Source organism: Bacillus sp. sid0103 (genome assembly GCF_019219025.1).
Genome location: NZ_JAHUWN010000002.1, coordinates 133745 through 152931, shown reverse-complemented (window position 1 = coordinate 152931; position 19187 = coordinate 133745). Strand labels below are relative to the sequence as shown.

The 19187-nt window shown below is 41.4% G+C and carries 17 protein-coding genes and 1 riboswitch; all 17 genes read left to right on the top strand.

Annotation, left to right across the window (positions count from 1 at the left end; translation table 11 throughout):
* Positions 1 to 168: 168 nt before the first annotated feature.
* The 17 genes from KW850_RS02865 (at position 169) to KW850_RS02785 (ending at position 19178) form a co-directional block, all read left to right on the top strand.
* Positions 169 to 1704, top strand: a complete 1536-nt coding sequence (locus KW850_RS02865) for a CehA/McbA family metallohydrolase domain-containing protein (RefSeq protein WP_218346067.1) — start codon at positions 169 to 171, stop codon at positions 1702 to 1704.
* Between the two features lie 72 nt (positions 1705 to 1776).
* Positions 1777 to 2865 carry a HupE/UreJ family protein gene (locus KW850_RS02860; protein WP_256358047.1) on the top strand — a complete coding sequence of 363 codons (1089 nt, stop codon included), beginning with the start codon at positions 1777 to 1779 and terminating at the stop codon, positions 2863 to 2865.
* Between the two features lie 273 nt (positions 2866 to 3138).
* Complete coding sequence (locus KW850_RS02855; RefSeq protein WP_218346066.1) at positions 3139 to 3951, top strand: alpha/beta fold hydrolase; 813 nt, start codon at positions 3139 to 3141, stop codon at positions 3949 to 3951.
* Positions 3952 to 4000: 49 nt separating this feature from the next.
* Positions 4001 to 4792 carry an IclR family transcriptional regulator gene (locus tag KW850_RS02850; protein ID WP_218346065.1) on the top strand — a complete coding sequence of 264 codons (792 nt, stop codon included), beginning with the start codon at positions 4001 to 4003 and terminating at the stop codon, positions 4790 to 4792.
* A 284-nt stretch (positions 4793 to 5076) separates the two neighbouring features.
* On the top strand, positions 5077 to 6354 hold the full coding sequence (locus tag KW850_RS02845) for an MFS transporter (protein ID WP_218346064.1): 1278 nt from the start codon (positions 5077 to 5079) through the stop codon (positions 6352 to 6354).
* A 156-nt stretch (positions 6355 to 6510) separates the two neighbouring features.
* A complete protein-coding gene (locus KW850_RS02840; RefSeq protein ID WP_218346063.1) occupies positions 6511 to 7047 on the top strand; it encodes a cupin domain-containing protein in 537 nt (178 codons plus the stop codon).
* Positions 7048 to 7181: 134 nt separating this feature from the next.
* A complete protein-coding gene (locus KW850_RS02835; protein ID WP_218346062.1) occupies positions 7182 to 8096 on the top strand; it encodes a VOC family protein in 915 nt (304 codons plus the stop codon).
* Between the two features lie 18 nt (positions 8097 to 8114).
* A complete protein-coding gene (locus KW850_RS02830; protein WP_218346061.1) occupies positions 8115 to 8906 on the top strand; it encodes an SDR family oxidoreductase in 792 nt (263 codons plus the stop codon).
* Between the two features lie 25 nt (positions 8907 to 8931).
* The gene (locus KW850_RS02825) at positions 8932 to 10620 is read left to right on the top strand and encodes a thiamine pyrophosphate-binding protein (RefSeq protein ID WP_218346060.1); all 1689 of its coding nucleotides are present in this window, start codon (positions 8932 to 8934) and stop codon (positions 10618 to 10620) included.
* A gap of 12 nt (positions 10621 to 10632) precedes the next feature.
* Positions 10633 to 12078, top strand: coding sequence for an aldehyde dehydrogenase family protein (locus tag KW850_RS02820; RefSeq protein WP_218346059.1), 1446 nt, complete (start codon positions 10633 to 10635; stop codon positions 12076 to 12078).
* 13 nt (positions 12079 to 12091) lie between these two features.
* Positions 12092 to 12877 carry an aspartate dehydrogenase gene (gene nadX, locus KW850_RS02815; protein ID WP_218346058.1) on the top strand — a complete coding sequence of 262 codons (786 nt, stop codon included), beginning with the start codon at positions 12092 to 12094 and terminating at the stop codon, positions 12875 to 12877.
* Between the two features lie 123 nt (positions 12878 to 13000).
* On the top strand, positions 13001 to 14305 hold the full coding sequence (locus KW850_RS02810) for an aromatic ring-hydroxylating oxygenase subunit alpha (RefSeq protein WP_218346057.1): 1305 nt from the start codon (positions 13001 to 13003) through the stop codon (positions 14303 to 14305).
* 48 nt (positions 14306 to 14353) lie between these two features.
* Positions 14354 to 14863, top strand: coding sequence for an aromatic-ring-hydroxylating dioxygenase subunit beta (locus tag KW850_RS02805; RefSeq protein WP_218346056.1), 510 nt, complete (start codon positions 14354 to 14356; stop codon positions 14861 to 14863).
* Positions 14864 to 15140: 277 nt separating this feature from the next.
* Positions 15141 to 15926, top strand: a complete 786-nt coding sequence (locus KW850_RS02800; protein ID WP_218346055.1) for an SDR family NAD(P)-dependent oxidoreductase — start codon at positions 15141 to 15143, stop codon at positions 15924 to 15926.
* Between the two features lie 28 nt (positions 15927 to 15954).
* A complete protein-coding gene (locus KW850_RS02795) occupies positions 15955 to 16917 on the top strand; it encodes a VOC family protein (RefSeq protein ID WP_218346054.1) in 963 nt (320 codons plus the stop codon).
* Positions 16918 to 17289: 372 nt separating this feature from the next.
* Positions 17290 to 17395, top strand: a riboswitch (SAM riboswitch).
* Between the two features lie 105 nt (positions 17396 to 17500).
* Positions 17501 to 18514, top strand: a complete 1014-nt coding sequence (locus tag KW850_RS02790; protein WP_218346053.1) for a methionine ABC transporter ATP-binding protein — start codon at positions 17501 to 17503, stop codon at positions 18512 to 18514.
* Entirely contained in the window at positions 18504 to 19178 is a 675-nt protein-coding gene (locus KW850_RS02785; protein ID WP_218346052.1) for a methionine ABC transporter permease, read from the top strand. The genes KW850_RS02790 and KW850_RS02785 overlap by 11 nt, the downstream gene beginning before the upstream one ends.
* Positions 19179 to 19187 lie beyond the last annotated feature (9 nt).

Genomic DNA, 19187 nt, shown 5'->3' with positions numbered 1-19187 from the left:
TGGAAATACTATTGTATGATTACTTTGATCAAAAAAGAGGACAGATACAAATATACTCACTTTTAAATAATTCAAAATTTACATTAAATTCACTGTACATTCATCCTTCTCTAACAATACTACATTACTATTATAACTGTTGAATAATATTGAAGGGGGAAAGTAAACATGAAATCTCGTTTTAAAAAGAAGGCGATTCCTTTAATCGCAACCACTGTTCTTGCAACGACTGCTTTTACAACCCAAACCATATTTAATCAGGGAGGGAATCAAAAGGCAGAAGCGCAAGCCTTCTCAAATGAAGAAATGAAAAAGAAAGATGCTACATGGCTTGCCGGTGATCATCATATACATAGCGAATGGAGTGTTGGCTGGGATAATTCAACAAACCCTCCAACGGCAATTCGAGGCGGAGATGCCATTTATCCAACACAAAAAAATGCGGAAAATGCCAGGAAGTACGGACTCGATTGGATGGTTACAACGGATCACGGCGGTCCCAACCATTCTAAAGTGAATTTAGAACAAGCATACCCTGAGTTGTTGAAATCACGTCAAGCAGTTCCTGAAGTTCTACAGTTCTACGGAATGGAATTCGATACACCTGCTGCTGACCACAGTTCCTTAATCATTCCAAATGGTAATAATGAATCGCAAACTCTTTATGACATTGAAACCAAGTTCAATAAGCGTGAGCCTCATCCGAATGATGGCAGTCGTGATAATGAGTCCAATATGATAGCAGCTCTTAACTATATGAAACAATTAGAAGAGCAGCCCGTTCTTTTTGCCAACCATCCTTCTCGTTCTGCAAGCGAGGATGCAAAGTGGGGGCAGGATACACCAGAAGAATTCCGTAATTGGAATGATACAGCTCCGAATGTTTCTGTGGGAATGGAAGGTGCTCCAGGCCATCAAGCTGGTGCTATCAATCCAGATGGTTCTCTTGATCCTAAAGGAACGCGTGGTGGATACGGTAATTATCCGACAATGGGCGGGTTTGATCAAATGACAGCTAAAGTTGGCGGTTTATGGGATTCGATGCTAGGAGAAGGAAGACACTGGTGGATTACCTCTACTTCTGACTCGCACGTAAACTGGCGTGATGGTGGCAGCGACTTCTGGCCAGGTGAATATTCGAAAACGTACGTAAAATCAGAGAAGAACTACAAAGATATCATGGAAAACCTTCGTAATGGTCATGTATTCGTTACAACTGGGGACTTAATTTCAGAACTTGATGCGAAAGCACAAGCTGTAGGCAATACTCCGATGCATGCTAACGCGAAAGGAAATACAGCATCATTTGGTGAAACTCTAACTCTTCCAGGGAAGAAATCAAGCGATGTAACCGTAACAATTCGCTTGAAAGATCCAAATGCTGCCAACTCTCATGGAGATAAGCCAAATGTAAAACGTGTAGACTTAATTATGGGAGAGGTAAATGGAAAAGTGGAAGACCGTTCAACTGCTGCAAACCCTACCACAAAAGTCGTGAAGCGTTTCACGGAGGGTGACTGGAAACAAGACGGTGAATATATCACGATTTCCTATACGTTAAAAGATGTGGATAAAGATAGCTATATTCGCTTACGTGGTACGAACACAGACCAATTAGAACCAGCAGCAGACCCTAAAGGTGAGAACCCATGGACTGATCTTTGGTTCTATTCAAACCCAATTTTCATCAATGCTAGTAAATAAGTGGGAAAAAACAGAAAAATGACGAGGGGCATAAAAACTCCTCGTCTTTCCTATTATCTTGGGTTAGACATCATGGAAAATAACAAAGAAATGGACGTGAATATAATGAAAAAGTTTTTGTTCCCAATTTTGCTCATCGTTCTTTTAATAAGTTCTTTCATTCCAATCTCTGCATCTGCTCATACCAATAATAGTGAAGGTTTTTCCAATATTGAAGTCAAAGAGAAATCATTGGATTACGAGTTGAAGCTCGATTTGGAGGAACTAGGGCATGCACTGAATAAGGAAACCGATCAAAAGGAGTTAATAGACCACAAAGTTGTGCAGCGATATATTAATTCCCATATCAAACTTTTCGCTGACAGCGAACTGATTGAAGGCAGCGTGGTAAAAACGGATATAGAGATGATAAAGGAGCGTCCGTTTGCGGTCATTAATTTGGCTTATAACATTAAGCATAAACCAGAAAAACTAATGGTCGAGTATAATATGTTTATGGATGATTCCGATCCAAGCCATGCCAATTTTGCGACGATAAAAATGGATGGGAAACAACAAGAAAAGATTCTTACATTTGAATCGAGAGAGATAGAGATTGGAGAAATAAGTTTCTTGCAGAATGCGAAACAGTTTTTTGTCCTTGGCTTAAAACATATTTTTACAGGTTATGATCATATTCTATTTGTCATTAGTTTACTTTTTGGGGCAAAAACAATCCGTCACATTCTATCCTTAGTAACAGCTTTTACTATTGCACATAGTATCACATTGGCTCTGGCAACTTTCGATATTGCTCATCTACCAAGTAGATTTGTAGAGTCCGCTATTGCTTTAAGCATTATTTATGTAGCACTTATTAATATATTTAACCAGGAATCCAAACACCGCCCGTGGCTTGCATTTGGTTTTGGATTAATTCACGGCTTCGGTTTTGCAGGAATCCTATCTGAAATGAGATTAGACACAAATCATATGGCTGCATCCCTTGTATCCTTTAATATAGGAATTGAAATAGGTCAACTATTAATCGTCTCCCTAGCATTTCCGATTATTTTATGGATAAAAAAATTAACCTTAAAACCAATAAAATGGGTTATTCCTGGTACCTCAGCAGCCATTTTAGCATTTGGTCTGGTATGGTTTATTCAGAGAGCATTTTAAATGGGAAGGCATATAAACAAGAGGTGACCACGATCCATCCTTTTTTTGACTGATATCACTGAGTTTTAACATCTTGAATTATACGGAAAATCGTAGAGAGATAAATAATAAAAAAGCAGGAGAACTCTAAGGAGCCCTTCTGTTTTTTTGTAATCATTTATAAAGATTCCAGTAACGTCTGAAAATTCAGTTGACTTATTTTCTAGTTGTTTTAATATAGAAATAATAAAACAATGTTTTACTAATAAAACAAGAGGGTGCAGGTGGGGAAATATGCCATTTTTAAAAGTAGAAGATTTACAAATTCATTATGAAATCGAAGGAGAGGGACCTCCATTAATTATCTTACATGGAATGGGGAACAACTCGCAGTCATGGAAAAAACAATTACAGAACTTATCTAAGCTAAACACTGTGATTGCGTGGGATGCGCCCGGATACGGGAAAAGTTCGGATCCAAAAGAGGAATTGAAAGAATTCAAGCTGTTCGCTGATGTTTTAAAAGGATTTATCGAAAAATTAAACTATAAATGCGTCACGCTTTTAGGACATTCAATGGGTTCGGCAATTGCACTTGATTTTTGTTACCGCTTTCCCGAAATGGTTGATGCGTTAATTATTTCAGATGCCACAAGGGGGGCTGCGGCCCTAAGTAAAGAAGAAAATGAACTGAGATTAAAGAATCGTCTAAATAACATTGAAACAATGGAGCCAAAAGAACTAGCACAACTACGTGTAAAGGAACTACTGTCTCCACAGCCAGACCCTGAAATAAAGAAAGAAGCAGAAAGAATCTATTCGCAAATCAGACCCATGGGTTTCCGCTCTGTTGCGTATTCGCTTTATTCTTTGAATCAAAGGGAGATCCTATCTTCCATTTCTGTTCCTACCCTGGTTATTTGCGGTGAATTAGATCGAGTGACACCAGTCAGTGAATCGCGGATTTTTCATGAAGCTATTAAGGATTCAAAATTTGTTACGATCCCAGGGACTGGACATTTATGTTATCAGGAAGATCCTACTAGTTTTAATGGAATCGTCCAAGATTTTTTAACCAGAGAATATCCTTCTTTACGTAAACTTTGATATGATTGTAGAATAAGTAAATTAATAACAATGAGATGGTGAAATGCGGATGGCAAATGATGAAAAGGAACGGTATAATGCCAATGCCTTAGTAAGGGGATTGGAAATTTTAAAGTTATTTAGTGAAGAGCGCCCGACATTATCTTTGGTGGAAATCGCGAAAGAACTGGATGTGAGCCGGACGGTTCCGTTCCGATTATTGTATACGCTCCAAACACTTGGGTATCTCTATCAAGATGAACATACGAAACGCTATAGTTTAACTCCTAAGGTGTTGGAATTAGGTTTTGCCTACTTAAGTACACTAAAACTCCCGGAAATTGCGCAGCCTTATTTAGAAAAATTAAGGGATGAAACAGGGGCTTCTTGTCATTTATCTATTTTGGATGGTCAAGAAGTGGTTTATGTCGGCAGTGCACCTGTCCGAGGAGTATCAGCGGTGAATGTGAATATTGGACTCCGACTACCCGCCCATGCGATCGCCAATGGAAAAGTGCAGCTTGCCTATCAACCACAAGAAAAATTAAACCAACTATTATTTGGTTCCAATTTAAAACCCTATACAGAACGAACGCAAACTGATTACATGGATTTTCAGAAAGAATTAACTGAGATCCGGCAAAATGGGTATGCGATTACTAAAGGTGAATTTCACCATGGAATTCAATCTGTTGCTGCGCCCATCTTTGAGCGAACGGGTCAAGTTATGGCAGCGATCAATGTGGTTGCAACAGAGGCTACCTTCAATCAAGAGTTTATTGAAAAAATAGCCTTACCTAAAGTGTTGGAAGTTTCCAAGATACTCTCCGGCTTTATGGGCTACCATTCAACAATGAATTAGAAAGCTTGCGAAATATCGCAAGCTTTTTTATTTATGTGTTTTGTATATAAAACTAGTTTTAAATTGTAAAACAAAATACATGTTTTTTGTTGACACAATTTTCTCAAAACTTTAAAATAAACTTAGTAGTAAACTATGTTTTGTATATAAAACACGCTCTGTATGCTACAGATAATAAAAAAGGAGGGATAAAAGTTCGTTTGGGGCTATGAAGCATTGTATACTAGATTATAAAATTTATTGGAAGCGTATTCATCTATTAAAATCAAAAAGGGGGCTTTTTAATGCTGAGAACGAATAAACGATGGATTTATATTGCCATGCCTATTTTCTTTTTTTGGTTTTTTGGTCAAATTGATAAATTAGGTATTTCGATTATCCAAACGGATCAAGGTTTCTTAAATGATCTTGGATTAACTGGTGCAGATAAAAATGCGAAAATTGGGATGATTACTTTTATCTTTACCATTTCTTATGCCTTATCCAATATCTTTTGGGGCTTTATAATTGACAAGCTTGGAGCAAGAAAGACAGGCATCATCGGTCTCGCGGTATGGGCCATTACCATGGTTATTGGCGGGTTATCTACTTCCTATGAAATGTTTATCTTAAGCCGTGTCATCCTTGGGATTGGTGAGGGGATGATGATTCCGATTTGCGGAAAGTTTATCTCCAACTGGTTTAATCAGCGTGAACTCGGCCGGGCGCAATCCTCTTGGCTCGCAGGAAACTATTTAGGACCTGCATGTGGCGCGATTATCTTAACTCTAGTGATTACTACCTTCCATTGGCAAGCTGCCTTTTTTGTTTTAGCAGCGTTTAATATTTTAATCGTTCTACCAATGTTTATCTTCCTTACGCGCGATACTCCTGAAGAACATCCACGATTAGACCAAAGGGAATTAGCGTATATTCGACAATCAGATTCTAACGTATCAACGAAAAAACAAAGCTTTGTTCAAGACTACCGTTATTGGATCGTTTGGTTCGGAATGTTAGTGTCATCGTTCTTATTTTTTGGTATCAGTATCTGGCTTCCTACTTATTTAGTCGGAGCGAAAGGTTTCACAAGGGAGGCCATGACTGGAATTACCTCTTTATCTTGGCTCTTTGCTTTAGGCTTCGTTTTAATTTGTGGATATTTAGCGGATAAAACCAAGCGTCCTAGTTTGATGGCGACGATCCTCTTTCTTTTGACGGCATCATTTTTAACTGCAGCTATTCTTTCTCCACAACCAGTTTTGGCCGGGGTATGCATGGGCTTAGCGATGGGAACCCAAGGGGGCGTATTCCACTTAAGTAATTTATTTATGGTTAAATTTTCGACACCTGAAACGGCTGGTCGTGCCGCTGGATTGATGGGTTTTACAAACATTCTTGGCGGGTTTTCTAGCTATATTATGGGTTGGATGGTTGATATTGCTGGCGGGGACTTTGGACCTTCCATTGTCATGTTAATTATTGCCGCGGGGCTTGGTTTTGCTGCTTATCTGTTTACATTGAAAAGAGAAGCAGCTGAGCTAAAGATTGAGAATGCCCCTCCACAACAGGTGATATTTTAATATGTTAATCGAATCTTGTGTTTCAAATATAAAACATAGTTTTGTATATTAAATTTTCTCAATATTTTTAATTGACAATTATAATATTGGGATTTATTATTGGTTTATAAAGAAAACAATGTTTTGCATATAAAACAATATAAAGGAGTGTTGTACATGTCAAAAGAAAAATTCTCCGTTGAAGCGTTTGAAAAAAAGTATGTTGCGAGGTTAACGAATCGTACTCTTGATTGGAATGTGTTGAAGTTTCAGGAAGAAATTGATCCAGCTTATCGCAGGGCACAGATGAGATATATCGGTCGAGGTGCAACCGCGAATAATGATTCAAATGTAATTGCAGCGGAACACTTTACTTTAAGCACCATGGTTTTACCAGCAGGATGTATGGGACCACTTCACTTACATGATGATGTCGAAGAAGTTTTCTTTGTGATCAAAGGCAGTGTCACAGCCCTTATCCAAGAAGAGGGTGAAAGTGAAGTCCATGAAATCGTTTTAAATGAAAGGGATTGCATCAGCTCCCCTCCAGGCGTCTACCGCGGACTCCGTAATGATACCGAGGAAGAAGCATTAATGCTTGTCATGTTAGGAGCAGTGAAGCCGAATTTACCGACCTATCCTAAAGATAGTCCGTTAGAAGAACTTCGTATTAAACGGGCAAAAGAAAGAGAAGCAATTATTAACGGAAAGTAATTTTAAAATTAGGAAGATGTTTCAGAAATAAACATTCTCCCTGATTAATTCTTTGACAGGGATGGTCCTCTTACTATTTAACAGGATCATCCTTGTTGACTTTCAAACGGCTATAAAAAAGTGGAGGTGGCGAGATGTTAGGAATTACTCACTTACGGCATATCAGCTTAATTACCCCCGTTCTCCAAGAACAAGCTGATTTTTATGAAAAAATTTGGGGTTTAGATAAGGTTGCTCAGGATGATACTTCTGTTTATTTTCGTGGGGCTGGTCCTGAAAATCATATATTAAGCCTACATGCTGGCAAAGAAAGAGGACTGCACCATATCGCGTTCGGAATGGTGGATAAAAATGCAGTCGATCGAGCAGCTGAAATCCTTACTTCAAAGGGAGTGAAGATTGTTTCACCTCCAGGTTATTTGGATGAAGAGGGAAAAGGGTATGGTTTGCGCTTCGTCGATCCTGAGAATCGCTGTATTGAATTATCTGCGTGGGTGGAAATTCATACCTCGATTTGGAATAAGAAAAATGTTGATCCTGTCAAACTGAACCATGTCGTTATGAATACGAAAGACCTTGATATGATTACTGATTTTTATACGAATGTCTTGGGTTTTAAGGTGACCGACTGGAGCGAGCACCAAATGTCCTTCTTGCGTTGTAACCGGAAACACCACTCAATTGCCTTCAATCAGGATCAACACGCTTCCGTTAATCATATCGCCTATGAAGTCGATACAGTCGACGAGGTGATGAGAGGAATCAGTAATGTAAGAAAATCAGGCTACCAAGAGATTTGGGGCCCCGGGCGCCACGGTCCTGGAAATAATGTTTTTTGTTATTTTCAAGATCCAGGGAAGTTTGTGATGGAGTATACCTGTTATTTAGAAACGATTGAAGATGAGTCCGAATGGAGAGCACGTGTTTGGAAGCGGGTACCACATTTAATGGACCAATGGGGAATTGCCGGCCCTCCTAAACCGGAAACACGGGCAGCGATGGGTGGAGAGCCAGACCCAGGATGGGTAGATATAAAAGCATTGGTATAAGCAGGAAGGGGTGTCAGGATGGATTTAGGATTAAAGGATAAAGTAGCGGTCATTATGGGGGGAACCTCTGGTGTTGGCTTAAAAACAGCAGAAATGTTTCTACAGGAAGGTGCCTGCGTCGCGGTTTGTGGAAGAAATAGCGAGCGCAAAGAAAAAGCCTATGATCACCTGCTGAAATTTGGTACATCCGATTCGATTTATGCTGCAACATGCGACGTAACCAATAAGGAGGATGTCAACGAATTTATTGGCGGCGCTGCTTCCTATTTTGGCGGGATTGATATTCTTGTGAATGCGGCAGGACAAAGTGTGATGGGACATTTCTTTGATGTAACGGATGAACAATGGCAACAGCAAATTCAGTTAAAATACTTCGCGATTATTTATGCGGTAAAGGCGGTTCATCCTTACTTGGTCAAACGCGGCGGCGGCCGAATCGTTAATATTAATGCGACCTTAGCGAAAGAGCCGGAAAGGCATATGATTGCTACTGCGGCAACGAGAGCAGGATTATTGAATTTAAGTAAGACGCTATCGCAAGAACTTGCTTCCGATAATATTTTAGTCAACTCGGTGAGCTTAGGGTTGATTCGTACTGATCAATGGGAGCGGCGAAGATTGAAGAACGCTCCCGATATGAAAGCAGAAGATTATTATGCTGATTTAGCTAAAAAGCGAAATATTCCGTTAGGAAGAGTTGGCGAGGCAGAGGAAGTAGCCAGTGTGATTTTATTTTTAGCCTCAAATAAAGCAAGCTATGTATCGGGTTCAACAATTGAAACAGCTGGAGCGCTGGGGAAAGCGCTTTAAATATAAATAAAGGCAGGAATAAACGATGAGTGAACGAAAGCAAATGGAATTTACAACAGCTGACGCAGTGGTCCAAGAACTTGTTCGTGCAGGCGTGGAAGTAGCCTTTGGAATTGTGAGTATCCACAATATGCCGATTTATGATGCAATTCAGAGGGAAGGAAGCATTCATTTAGTCTGTTCCCGCGGTGAAAGCGGAGCGGCAAATATGGCAGATGGCTATGCAAGAGCAACTGGTAAATTGGGCGTCGTGATTACGAGCACGGGAACAGGAGCTGGAAATGCAGCAGGTTCTTTAATTGAAGCATGGGCAGCAGGCGTACCCGTTCTTCATCTTACCGGTGAGGTTGCTTCCCCTTACTTAGGAACGGGCAGAGGCTATATCCATGAATGTAAAGACCAGTTGTCAATGATGGAAGGTTCCTGTAAAAAAGCCGTTCGGTTAAGAAGGCCTGAGCAAGCATCCGCAGTCATCAGACAAGCGATCCAAGACGCGTTTGCTTATCCAGCAGGACCTGTAACACTAGAAATCCCCATTGATTTTCAATCTGCTATTATCCCAAAACATTCGATTGAAGAAATTAGCCTAGTAGCTCCAATCAATCAAACCATTTCAACCATTCCTGAAGAGGTATTAGTCAAAATTAGTCATGCTCGCCGGCCAGTCATTTGGGCAGGAGGAGGAGTGATTACCTCAGGTGCATCAAAAGAGGTCCAAGCGTTGGCAGAAAAGATTGGGGCGGCCGTGATCACAAGCCAATCTGGAAAAGGAAGTATACCCGAAAATCATCCACAATGTATCGGTCACTTTGCCGCTAATGAATTAACGAGAAGCTTACTGAAAGATGCTGATTTGTTGATCAGTATTGGCGTTCGATTTAGAGGCAATGAAACAGCTAACTGGAAAGTCACTGTACCAAAAGAACATATATCGATTGATGTAGACTGGCAAGCGATTAATCGTAACTATGAAGCTACCTTTGGACTTGTAGGGGATGCCAAACAAATTTTACAAGGATTAAATCAAGCATTAGCGAAAGTTTCAGTGATTCCGGATCCATCCTATCTTGATGAAGTACAGTCTGTTCGGGAAGAATTGCGAACCCAGTTACGAGCGACACTTGGTCCATATGAACAATTCCTTGATGGAATGCGAGAAGTGTTGCCTAAAAACACAATTTTAGTCCGAGATGTAACCGTTCAAGCCAATGTGTGGGGTAGCCGTTTATTTGAAATCTATGAACCTAGGACATCGATTCACGCATCTGGCGGAGGAATTGGTCAAGGGCTGCCAACGGCGATTGGTGCGCAAATGGCCAATAAGGATCAGTCGGTTGTATTAATGGCAGGAGATGGCGGATTTATGGTCAATGTCGGCGAAATGGCGACTGCGGCCCAAGAAAAACTGCCGCTGATTGTGGTCCTATTTGATGATGCTGGCTACGGGGTGCTCCGGAATATTCAGAGTGCAGCCTATGGTCGTCAGGTGGCGGTTGATTTAATGAGTCCTGACTTTGTGTTATTAGCGCAATCGATGGGATTTGATGCCGCGCGTATTGGTTCAGCCACAGAATTTGTCACTGAGCTAGAGAAGGCCGTTGCTAGCAAAAAGCCAACGATGATTGTAGTGGATATGGAAGCGGTCGGACCGATGGCGAAACCATTTGGAGGTCCTCCAGGTGCAGCCGATGCTTTCAAACCGAAAAAGTTGTAGGGGGGAATGAACGTGATTTCAACACATCCATATGTTTCAGGAAAATACTTAATTGGCGGACAGTGGATTCAAGCCGAAAATACAGTGAAGGTCATCAATCCAGCACAGACGAGTGAAGTGGTCGGCGAAGTTGCTTTATGTTCAAAAGCGGATGTAGACCAAGCGGTGGGAACCGCTGCTAAAGCCTATGAAAGCTGGTCGCAAAGTGACATTGTGGACCGGGCTAACCGGATGAGGCTCGCAGCTGAGGAGATTAAAGCAATTGTTGAAGAGAATGTTAGTTTACTAGTTCGGGAGAATGGTAAGGTTCTTGTTGAGGCGAAGAAAGATTTGCTTCGTTGTTTTGATATTATGAAACAAGGGTCAGACGAGTTACTAGAATGGTGGCAACCTGAAAGCCTTCCAGGAGGTCAAAAGGTGCAGATCCGCAAGCGTCCGCGTGGGGTGGCAGCCATCATCTCTCCTTGGAACTCACCATTAATTCTTACCTTTAAACGAGTAATACCTGCAGTGTTGGCAGGAAATACCGTCGTCGTGAAGCCAGCAACCAGCTGTCCTTTATCCATTATGACCTTCTTAAAAGTGGTCGCCTCTTATTTTCCAGATGGGGTCATCAATGTGGTGACGGGGTCAGGCAGTGTAATTGGGGATGCGCTTTGTTCGGACCCGCGGGTTCGCACGATTGCTTTTGTTGGTAGTACGGAAACGGGGAAAGAAATCATGCGTGCCGCTGCTGGGACAGTCAAAAAGCTGTACATGGAACTGGGGGGAAATGATGCAGCCATTCTTCTTGCAGATGCGAACTTAGATGACGAAGCTATCAAACGCCTGCGTTTCGGTGTCCTTCGTGCAGCGGGTCAGGTGTGCTCCGCTATAAAAAGGATCTATGTTCACGAATCTCGATATGAAGAAGTGGTTGAAAAATTAACGAAGGAATTCAGCCGCATTCGGGTTGGGAATGGCATTCAACCGGATGTGGAGATGGGTCCTTTAAATAACAAGTCACAGTATGACTATGTGAACGGCTTGATCAACCGAGCTGCTGAAGCAGGTGCTCATGTGATTACGGGCGGAATTCAACTCGATCCGGAATCATGGGAACAAGGTTATTTTATTCAACCGACCATCATTACAGGAGTAGACCAAACCAGTGAAATTGTTCGTGCCGAACAATTCGGTCCGGTGATTCCGATTTTACCGTTTTCTGAAGTGGATGAAGTTGTGGGGCTTGCCAATGACAGTGAATTCGGTTTGAGGGCGTCTGTTTGGACAGAGGACGAAGCGTTGGTCGTGAAGTTAGCGGACCGTTTGGAAGCAGGAGCTGTTTTTCATAATAATCATACGGTTTTCCAAGACCTCCATCTTGATTTCCCAGGATTAAAGGAAAGCGGTCTATCGCGGGAAACGAGACATTGCGGGCTCGAGTATTTCGCAGATTCATATGGTTTGGCTAACTAAGGGAGGAATCCAAATGAAAATAGGGTTAATTGGGGGAGGAAATATTGGCAAGTTCCTTCTTCAACGCATCAATATCGAAGGATTTCTTCCTGGGTGTAATATTGTTGGCCTCTATACACGGAATAAACAAACGGCGGAGCAGATTGCTGCTGAGTTTGAGACAGAACACTATGGTGATATTCAATCACTCATCGAGAATCCTACGATTGACGTTGTGATTGAAGCTGCGACCATTGAAGTGGTGAAAGACTATGCGGCTGCTATTTTAGCAAGTGGAAAAGATCTCGTGTTAAGCAGTGTGGGTGCCTTAGCCGATGTAGAATTTTACCGGGAACTTGAAGGAATCTGTCAAGCAAGCGGTACGAAAATTCATTTACCGTCAGGGGCCATCGGTGGATTAGATGTCCTGAAAGCGGCTAAATCGATTGGCGAACTAGAATCCGTTTCGATAATTACTCGAAAGCCTCCCCAAGCATTGCCAGGGGCTCCTGCTGATCGAGAACAAGTGATGTTCGAAGGCTCGGCAAATGAAGCGATCGAGTTATTCCCGAAAAATATTAATGTATCGATTATTTTATCTTTGGCGGGGCTGGGGCCAGATAAAACAAGGGTGAAAATTATCTCTGATCCAAAGGTAAGAAAAAATAGTCATTCGATTAAGGCCAATGGGTCTTTCGGTAAATTGTCGCTTCAAGTCGAAAATGATCCGATGCCGAATAATCCGAAAACTAGTTACTTGGCTGCGCTAAGTGTGCTGTCAGCACTGAAAAATAAAGATGCAGTTGTAAAATTGGGATAAATAGTAGAATGAAAATGGGGATGTTCATTCAGTATAATGGGGTAAAAGGGGAAACCCAAGGATTTTTGATTTCATTCTCCTATAAAAATGAAGAAAAAATTTAGTACTTTGGGGTGAAGGCTTATGCTTAAAACAAACATCAATCTTGAAGAAATGTCGCAAAAAGATGCCATTGAATACTTAATAGAATCCGTTCGACCAGAAGAAGGTTCCATTCCTGCCTCGCTTTTAGGTGACCCAAAGATTTATGACATTGAACACAAGAAGGTATTTTTAAAAACCTGGTTGTTTATTGGTCATGAATCAGAAATCCCCAATAAAAATGATTTCATTACTAGAGATGTAGCTGGTTATTCTGTCATTCTTACACGCGGTGCTGATGGTGAAATACGTGGTCTATATAATATGTGTACCCACCGCGGTATGAAGCTTTGCCGCGCAGATGCCGGCAATAAATCTTCCTTTACATGCCCATATCATGGCTTTAATTTTAAAAACAATGGCGATTGTGTCGGCGTTCCGCTGCAAAAGGATATTTACGGTGAAGGCTTTGATAAATCGGGTTTAGGGCTTCATAAAGTCAGAATTGAAACCTACAAAGGCCTGATCTTTGGTACATGGAATGACGAAGCTGAATCATTAGAAGATTTTTTAGGTGACTTTAAATGGTATCTAGATATTTTAGTAGGACGGGCTGAAATGGAAGTAGTCGGGCCGCCGCAACGATTTATTATTCAATCGAATTGGAAAATTGGTGCCGATAATTTTGTCGGTGATTCCTATCATACCATGGTGACGCATGGCTCGATTGTTAAATTAGGAATGGTTCCAAGTGCAACTTATTCCAAAAAAGGGTATCAAATCCATACAAACCATGGACATGGTTTAAATCTTGGGACGCCTAATCCTGATTTTGCTTTTCCTGAAGAACTCAAAGATGAGTTTAAGTCCAATTTAACCGAAGAACAATATGATGTCTTGTCTAATCTAAAAAATATGATTGGGAATATTTTTCCGAATCTTTCCTTCTTAATTTCTCATACAAAGGTAAAAGGCCAGTTGATCTCGAATACTTCGGTTCGTCTATGGAGACCGGTTGGGGTCGACAAAATGGAGGTCATTACTTGGTTTTTAGTCGAGAAAAATGCTTCACTCGATTGGAAAAAGCGTTCTCGTGAATCGTTTATTTTAACCTTCAGCCCGTCTGGAATTTTTGAACAGGATGACACAGAGGTATTTACGGATATTACTGCTGCGGCCTCCGGTACGATGCCATTAGTGAAACAGTTGACCTTTAATTATACGATGGGTTTACATCGTCAACCTGTCGAGGATTTTGTTGGTCCTGGTGTGGTTTTTGATGATAAGTTCACGGAGGCCAATCAAAGGAACTTTTATCGTTACTGGCTCGATCTAATGACTACCTAGTGTGGGAGAGCCTTTTTGAAATATGTGTGAATGATGGGAGGAGTCAAGATGAGTTTAGAGAAGATGCTGGCAACCTATGAATTTGAACAATGGCTGTATACAGAAGCAAAGTTTCTGGATGATATTGATTTTGATAGTTGGTTTAGTCTGCTGCATTCGAACATTTCCTATCAAATGCCGGTTCGGGTCAATAAGGAAGGGATCGAGCGTCCCGATTATTCTCTAGATATGTTTGCATTTGATGATGATATTGAATTATTGAAAATCCGCGTAGACCGGTTAAAAACCGATTACGCCTGGGCAGAAATACCGCCTTCTCGGACACGGAGGTCTGTCAATAATGTGCGGTTGCTCGAGTACGTTCCCAATGAAAAAGCGGTAGTCCACAGTTATTTAACGATTTACCGCAGCCGCAGTACCGATATCCATCATGATTTAATTTCAGGGGAACGCCAAGATGAGTTTACCTATGTTGATGGGGAATGGAAGCTATCTAAGCGGGTTTTTATTGTGGACCAAACGACATTAAATACTAGGAATTTAGCTATTTTTGTATAAAAAATAGGTTTTGTCTGTTCTACGTGCCCGAAAAGAGTGAGGACAAGAGAACCCGGTAACGTAAAAGAGTTCTACGTGCCCGAAAAGAGTGAGGACAAGAGAACCCGGTAACGTAAAAGAGTTCTACGTTCCCGAAAAGAGTCAGGATTAGAGAGTCCGGTCACTTAAAAAGGTTCTACGTGCCCGAAAAGAGTGAGGACAAGAGAAGCCCGTCACGTAAAGGAGTTCTGCGTGTTCGAAATTAAAACCAGTAGCAAAAATAGAAAGGAGCACCATGATGGCTCAACTTACAGGAAAATCCATTTATTTGACCGGAGGTGCCTCCGGAATCGGAAAGGCTGTCACCGAGGCATTTGTGAAAGAGGGTGCTGTTGTCACCATCCTTGACCGGTCTGCAGCTGGACTAAATGATCTCAAACAACAATTTGGTGAACAGGTTCAATGCATTGAAGGCGACGTGACCATCTATGAAGACCATGTGCGAGCAGTACAAACAGCTGTCGAAACATATGGGAAATTAGACGTCTTTGTGGCTAATGCGGGTGTATTCGACGGATTCGCCAAATTTGAGTCTGTCACCCCGGAAGCGATGTCAGACGCCTATGACCTTCTATTTAATATCAATGTAAAGGGCTATTTTAATGGGGCCAAAGCAGCCACTGCGGAACTTAAGAAAACAGCCGGGAATATGATTTTCACTGTCTCAGGTGCAGGATTTTATCCGGATGGCGGAGGGGTTTGGTATACGGCAAGTAAGCATGCGCAAATTGGACTCATGCGCCAACTGGCGTTTGAATTAGCACCGGACATTCGAGTGAATGCGGTGGCACCTGGAGGAACCTTAACAGCACTCCATGTCATTCCTCCACTGCAGCCTTTTGTAAAAATGGTCGATAATGAAACGAAAGAGAAAAGCATAAAAAAACGGAACCCACTGCAAATTGCGATGAAATCGGAAGACCATGTGGGGGCTTATATTCTACTTGCTTCCGATCAGGCCCGTGCAATTACGGGTGAAGTGATTTCAAGCGATGGAGGATTAGCTGTTCGCGGGCTTGGTTGATGAGGAAAAAATATCTGGGGGAATATACATGACCGAATCATTGACGGAAAAAAAGCCGTTAGCTGGAAATAACGTCATTAATCAAATTGCATTCGTTGTTCGTGATTTTGAGCAAGCATCCGAGGCATTTGCGAAGCTCCTCGGGATACCGACACCTCAATGGTTTTTAACAGGCGACAGTGAAGTTTCTAGAGTGGTCTTTCGCGGTCAGCCAACTGATTCCCGTAGTAAATTAGTATTTTTAAATACCCCAACAGTGCAAATTGAATTGATTGAACCGAACCAAGAGACTGGCACGATGCGCGAATTTTTGGATTCGGTGGGGGAAGGAATCCATCATATCGCCTTTGATGTGGACTCTATTAAAGAGAAGCTGCCTGTTTTTGAGGAGAACGGATTTCCGTTGCTGCAGAGTGGCGAATTTACATCTAGTGAGGGAAGATATGTTTATGTGGATACGTTAAATAGTCATAAAACACTATTGGAACTGCTAGAAAGTGCTGAACCGAGGGATACGGTACCTAAAACAGGTGTCTTCACTCCCTTACTGGGAACCAATAAAGTCGAGCAGCTGGCAATTGTCGTAAAAAATCTTGATGCAGCAGCCGAGGCGTACTGCAAGTTGTTAGGTGTCGAAATGCCTCCAGTGATTCAATCTGGCCCAAGTGAACTTACACAGGTTATTTTTGAAGGAAAGCCAACGGAGGCGGACTCTAAATACATGTTTATAAATACCCCGTTACTCCAACTTGAATTAATTGAGCCGGGTGATTCACCAAGCACGTGGAAAAAGCACCTTGAAACACAAGGTGAAGGGGTCCACCATATTTCCTTTGTGGTCAATAATATGGAGGAAAAAGTGAAATTACTAGAGGGCATGGGTTATCCCGTTATTCAACAAGGAAACTTTTGGAACGGTAAAGGCAGATATGCATATATGAATACAACCTCTACATACAAGGTAATCATCGAATTACTTGAAAGATTTTGATTTTAACACCGGGTATGAACTCTATAAAAGTGGCAGACTTTTTCGCATTAGGAGAAAGTCTGTTTTTTTAATCAAAAACATATTTTTTTGATTTAAGGGAAACTGTGTCAGCTTGCTGTGCAACCCAACCAGTAAAAGTAGAAATCAAAACCTCTTCATCATGTTGTTGATAAGTTTGGAGACCAATCAGATGCCTACGACCCTTTGTTCAATATCAATGTTGGGTGCAGCAAAATAAAAAAATTTTAAATCTACTTAGTTGATTGCTTTAATAGGAATGGAAGCGCTTTTTCATAGAAAATTACTATTTTCTGATGATTGACAATATAAAAATTGATTAGTAATATCAACCTAACTTAAAAAACGATTATAAACTTATCGAGAGCGACCGAGGGACTAGGCCCTATGACGTCCGGCAACCCCCTTTTAGGGAAGGTGCCAATTCCTGCAGAATGACTTTCATTCTGAAAGATAAGTCGAAATATCCATTTGTATTTCGATGCCCCTTTCAGTTGAGAGGGGCATTTTTGTTTGGAAGCTATCATTATTTTAAAATATAGAATTTGAAAAAAGAGGTAATCATATGATTGGGATTCAGAATCTTTCAAAGGTTTACACAACGAAAAATGGCACGGTGAAAGGTGTTGATGAGGTTTCGCTAACTGTTCAAAGTGGCGAGATTTATGGAATTGTCGGGTATTCCGGTGCCGGAAAAAGTTCGTTGCTGCGCTGTATCAATCTGTTGGAGCGACCCACAAAAGGAAGCATTACCGTTGATGGCATTGATCTTACTTCGCTAAAAGGTGAGAATCTGCGTTTGGCCCGGTTAAAAATTGGCATGATTTTTCAACACTTTTATTTAATCAGTCAAAAAACAGTGTTTGAGAATATTGTGTTTTCCTTGAAAGCTGCCAACTATCCAAAGAGCCAAATAAAAGAACGAGTGGAAGAATTGCTTGAAACAGTAGGACTTGCGGATAAACGAGATGTGTACCCTGCACAGCTGAGCGGTGGACAAAAACAACGGGTGGGGATTGCACGAGCCCTTGCTAATAATCCGAAGGTGCTATTATGCGATGAAGCGACCTCAGCACTTGATCCGACCACAACCAAGTCAATCTTAAATCTTTTAAAAAAAATCAACAAGGAACTGGGCATTACCATTGTATTAATCACGCATGAGATGAATGTTGTCAAGGAAATTTGCCACCGAATGGCGATCATGCAAGAAGGAAAGGTCATTGAAGAGGGAGCGGTATATGATATTTTTGCCAACCCTCGGGCCGAACTCACCAAAGAGTTTATTGATAGTGTTGTTTCTTATGACATTCCGGAGGCGATTTTATCTACTTGTGATGGATCGATCATCAAGGTGATGTTCAAGGGGAAAGTTGCGGGAGAGGGTGTTATTTCCGATACGCTCAAGCAATTTAACGTAAAAGGTAACTTTCTGCATGGTTCGATTGAATATATTCAAGAATTGCCGCTTGGCATTTTTATAATGGAACTGAAAGGACCAAAGGAGGAAGTGAAGACGGCGCTTCAGTATATTGAAGACCGGGCAGCACAAGTGGAGGTGTTACGTAATGGGCTTTGATTTTAATCATCTTTTAGAGCTTATTCCTGATATTAATACAGCTTTTGTACAAACCATTTATATGATTCTTATCTCATTAGTCATCTCCATTGTAATTGGGTTGCCGGTAGGGATTCTCTTATATATTACGGACAAGGGCTTGTTTTTGCAAAATCGCTCGGTCCAGCTTTCCGTTGGATTTATTGTAAATCTTATCCGATCTATTCCTTTTATCATTTTATTGGTTGCGTTAATTCCATTAACAAAATTTCTAGTTGGGACAACTATTGGACCGACTGCCGCGAGTGTTTCGCTTTCCGTTGCTGCGATTCCCTTCTTTGCTCGGATTGTCGAGACGGCATTAAGGGAAATCGATAAAGGCGTCATCGAGGCCGCGATTGCCGCTGGTGCTACCCCATGGATGATCATTAAAGATGTCCTGCTCCTTGAGGCAAGGTCGGGGATTATCTCTGGGATTACCCTAACACTCATAAGTTTGGTTGGATTTTCTGCGATGGCCGGTACAGTTGGGGGCGGCGGAATCGGCGATTTAGCGATTCGCTTTGGTTATTATCGCTACGACAACACAATCATGGTTGCCACGGTTGTCATTTTAATTGTTTTAGTTCAGTTTGTTCAGCTTTTTGGCGATTTCATCGCCAAAGTTGTCGATAAAAGAAAATAAACAGAAAGA

Bases quoted from the DNA above. Each gene is read 5' to 3' on its own strand.
- KW850_RS02810 (WP_218346057.1), top strand. From the start codon at position 13,001: ATGCTTAAAACAAACATCAATCTTGAAGAAATGTCGCAAAAAGATGCC.
- KW850_RS02805 (WP_218346056.1), top strand. From the start codon at position 14,354: ATGAGTTTAGAGAAGATGCTGGCAACCTATGAATTTGAACAATGGCTG.
- KW850_RS02830 (WP_218346061.1), top strand. From the start codon at position 8,115: ATGGATTTAGGATTAAAGGATAAAGTAGCGGTCATTATGGGGGGAACC.
- KW850_RS02860 (WP_256358047.1), top strand. From the start codon at position 1,777: ATGGAAAATAACAAAGAAATGGACGTGAATATAATGAAAAAGTTTTTG.
- KW850_RS02785 (WP_218346052.1), top strand. From the start codon at position 18,504: ATGGGCTTTGATTTTAATCATCTTTTAGAGCTTATTCCTGATATTAAT.
- nadX (WP_218346058.1), top strand. From the start codon at position 12,092: ATGAAAATAGGGTTAATTGGGGGAGGAAATATTGGCAAGTTCCTTCTT.
- KW850_RS02825 (WP_218346060.1), top strand. From the start codon at position 8,932: ATGAGTGAACGAAAGCAAATGGAATTTACAACAGCTGACGCAGTGGTC.
- KW850_RS02790 (WP_218346053.1), top strand. From the start codon at position 17,501: ATGATTGGGATTCAGAATCTTTCAAAGGTTTACACAACGAAAAATGGC.
- KW850_RS02850 (WP_218346065.1), top strand. From the start codon at position 4,001: ATGGCAAATGATGAAAAGGAACGGTATAATGCCAATGCCTTAGTAAGG.
- KW850_RS02795 (WP_218346054.1), top strand. From the start codon at position 15,955: ATGACCGAATCATTGACGGAAAAAAAGCCGTTAGCTGGAAATAACGTC.
- KW850_RS02845 (WP_218346064.1), top strand. From the start codon at position 5,077: ATGCTGAGAACGAATAAACGATGGATTTATATTGCCATGCCTATTTTC.
- KW850_RS02855 (WP_218346066.1), top strand. From the start codon at position 3,139: ATGCCATTTTTAAAAGTAGAAGATTTACAAATTCATTATGAAATCGAA.
- KW850_RS02800 (WP_218346055.1), top strand. From the start codon at position 15,141: ATGGCTCAACTTACAGGAAAATCCATTTATTTGACCGGAGGTGCCTCC.
- KW850_RS02865 (WP_218346067.1), top strand. From the start codon at position 169: ATGAAATCTCGTTTTAAAAAGAAGGCGATTCCTTTAATCGCAACCACT.
- KW850_RS02835 (WP_218346062.1), top strand. From the start codon at position 7,182: ATGTTAGGAATTACTCACTTACGGCATATCAGCTTAATTACCCCCGTT.
- KW850_RS02840 (WP_218346063.1), top strand. From the start codon at position 6,511: ATGTCAAAAGAAAAATTCTCCGTTGAAGCGTTTGAAAAAAAGTATGTT.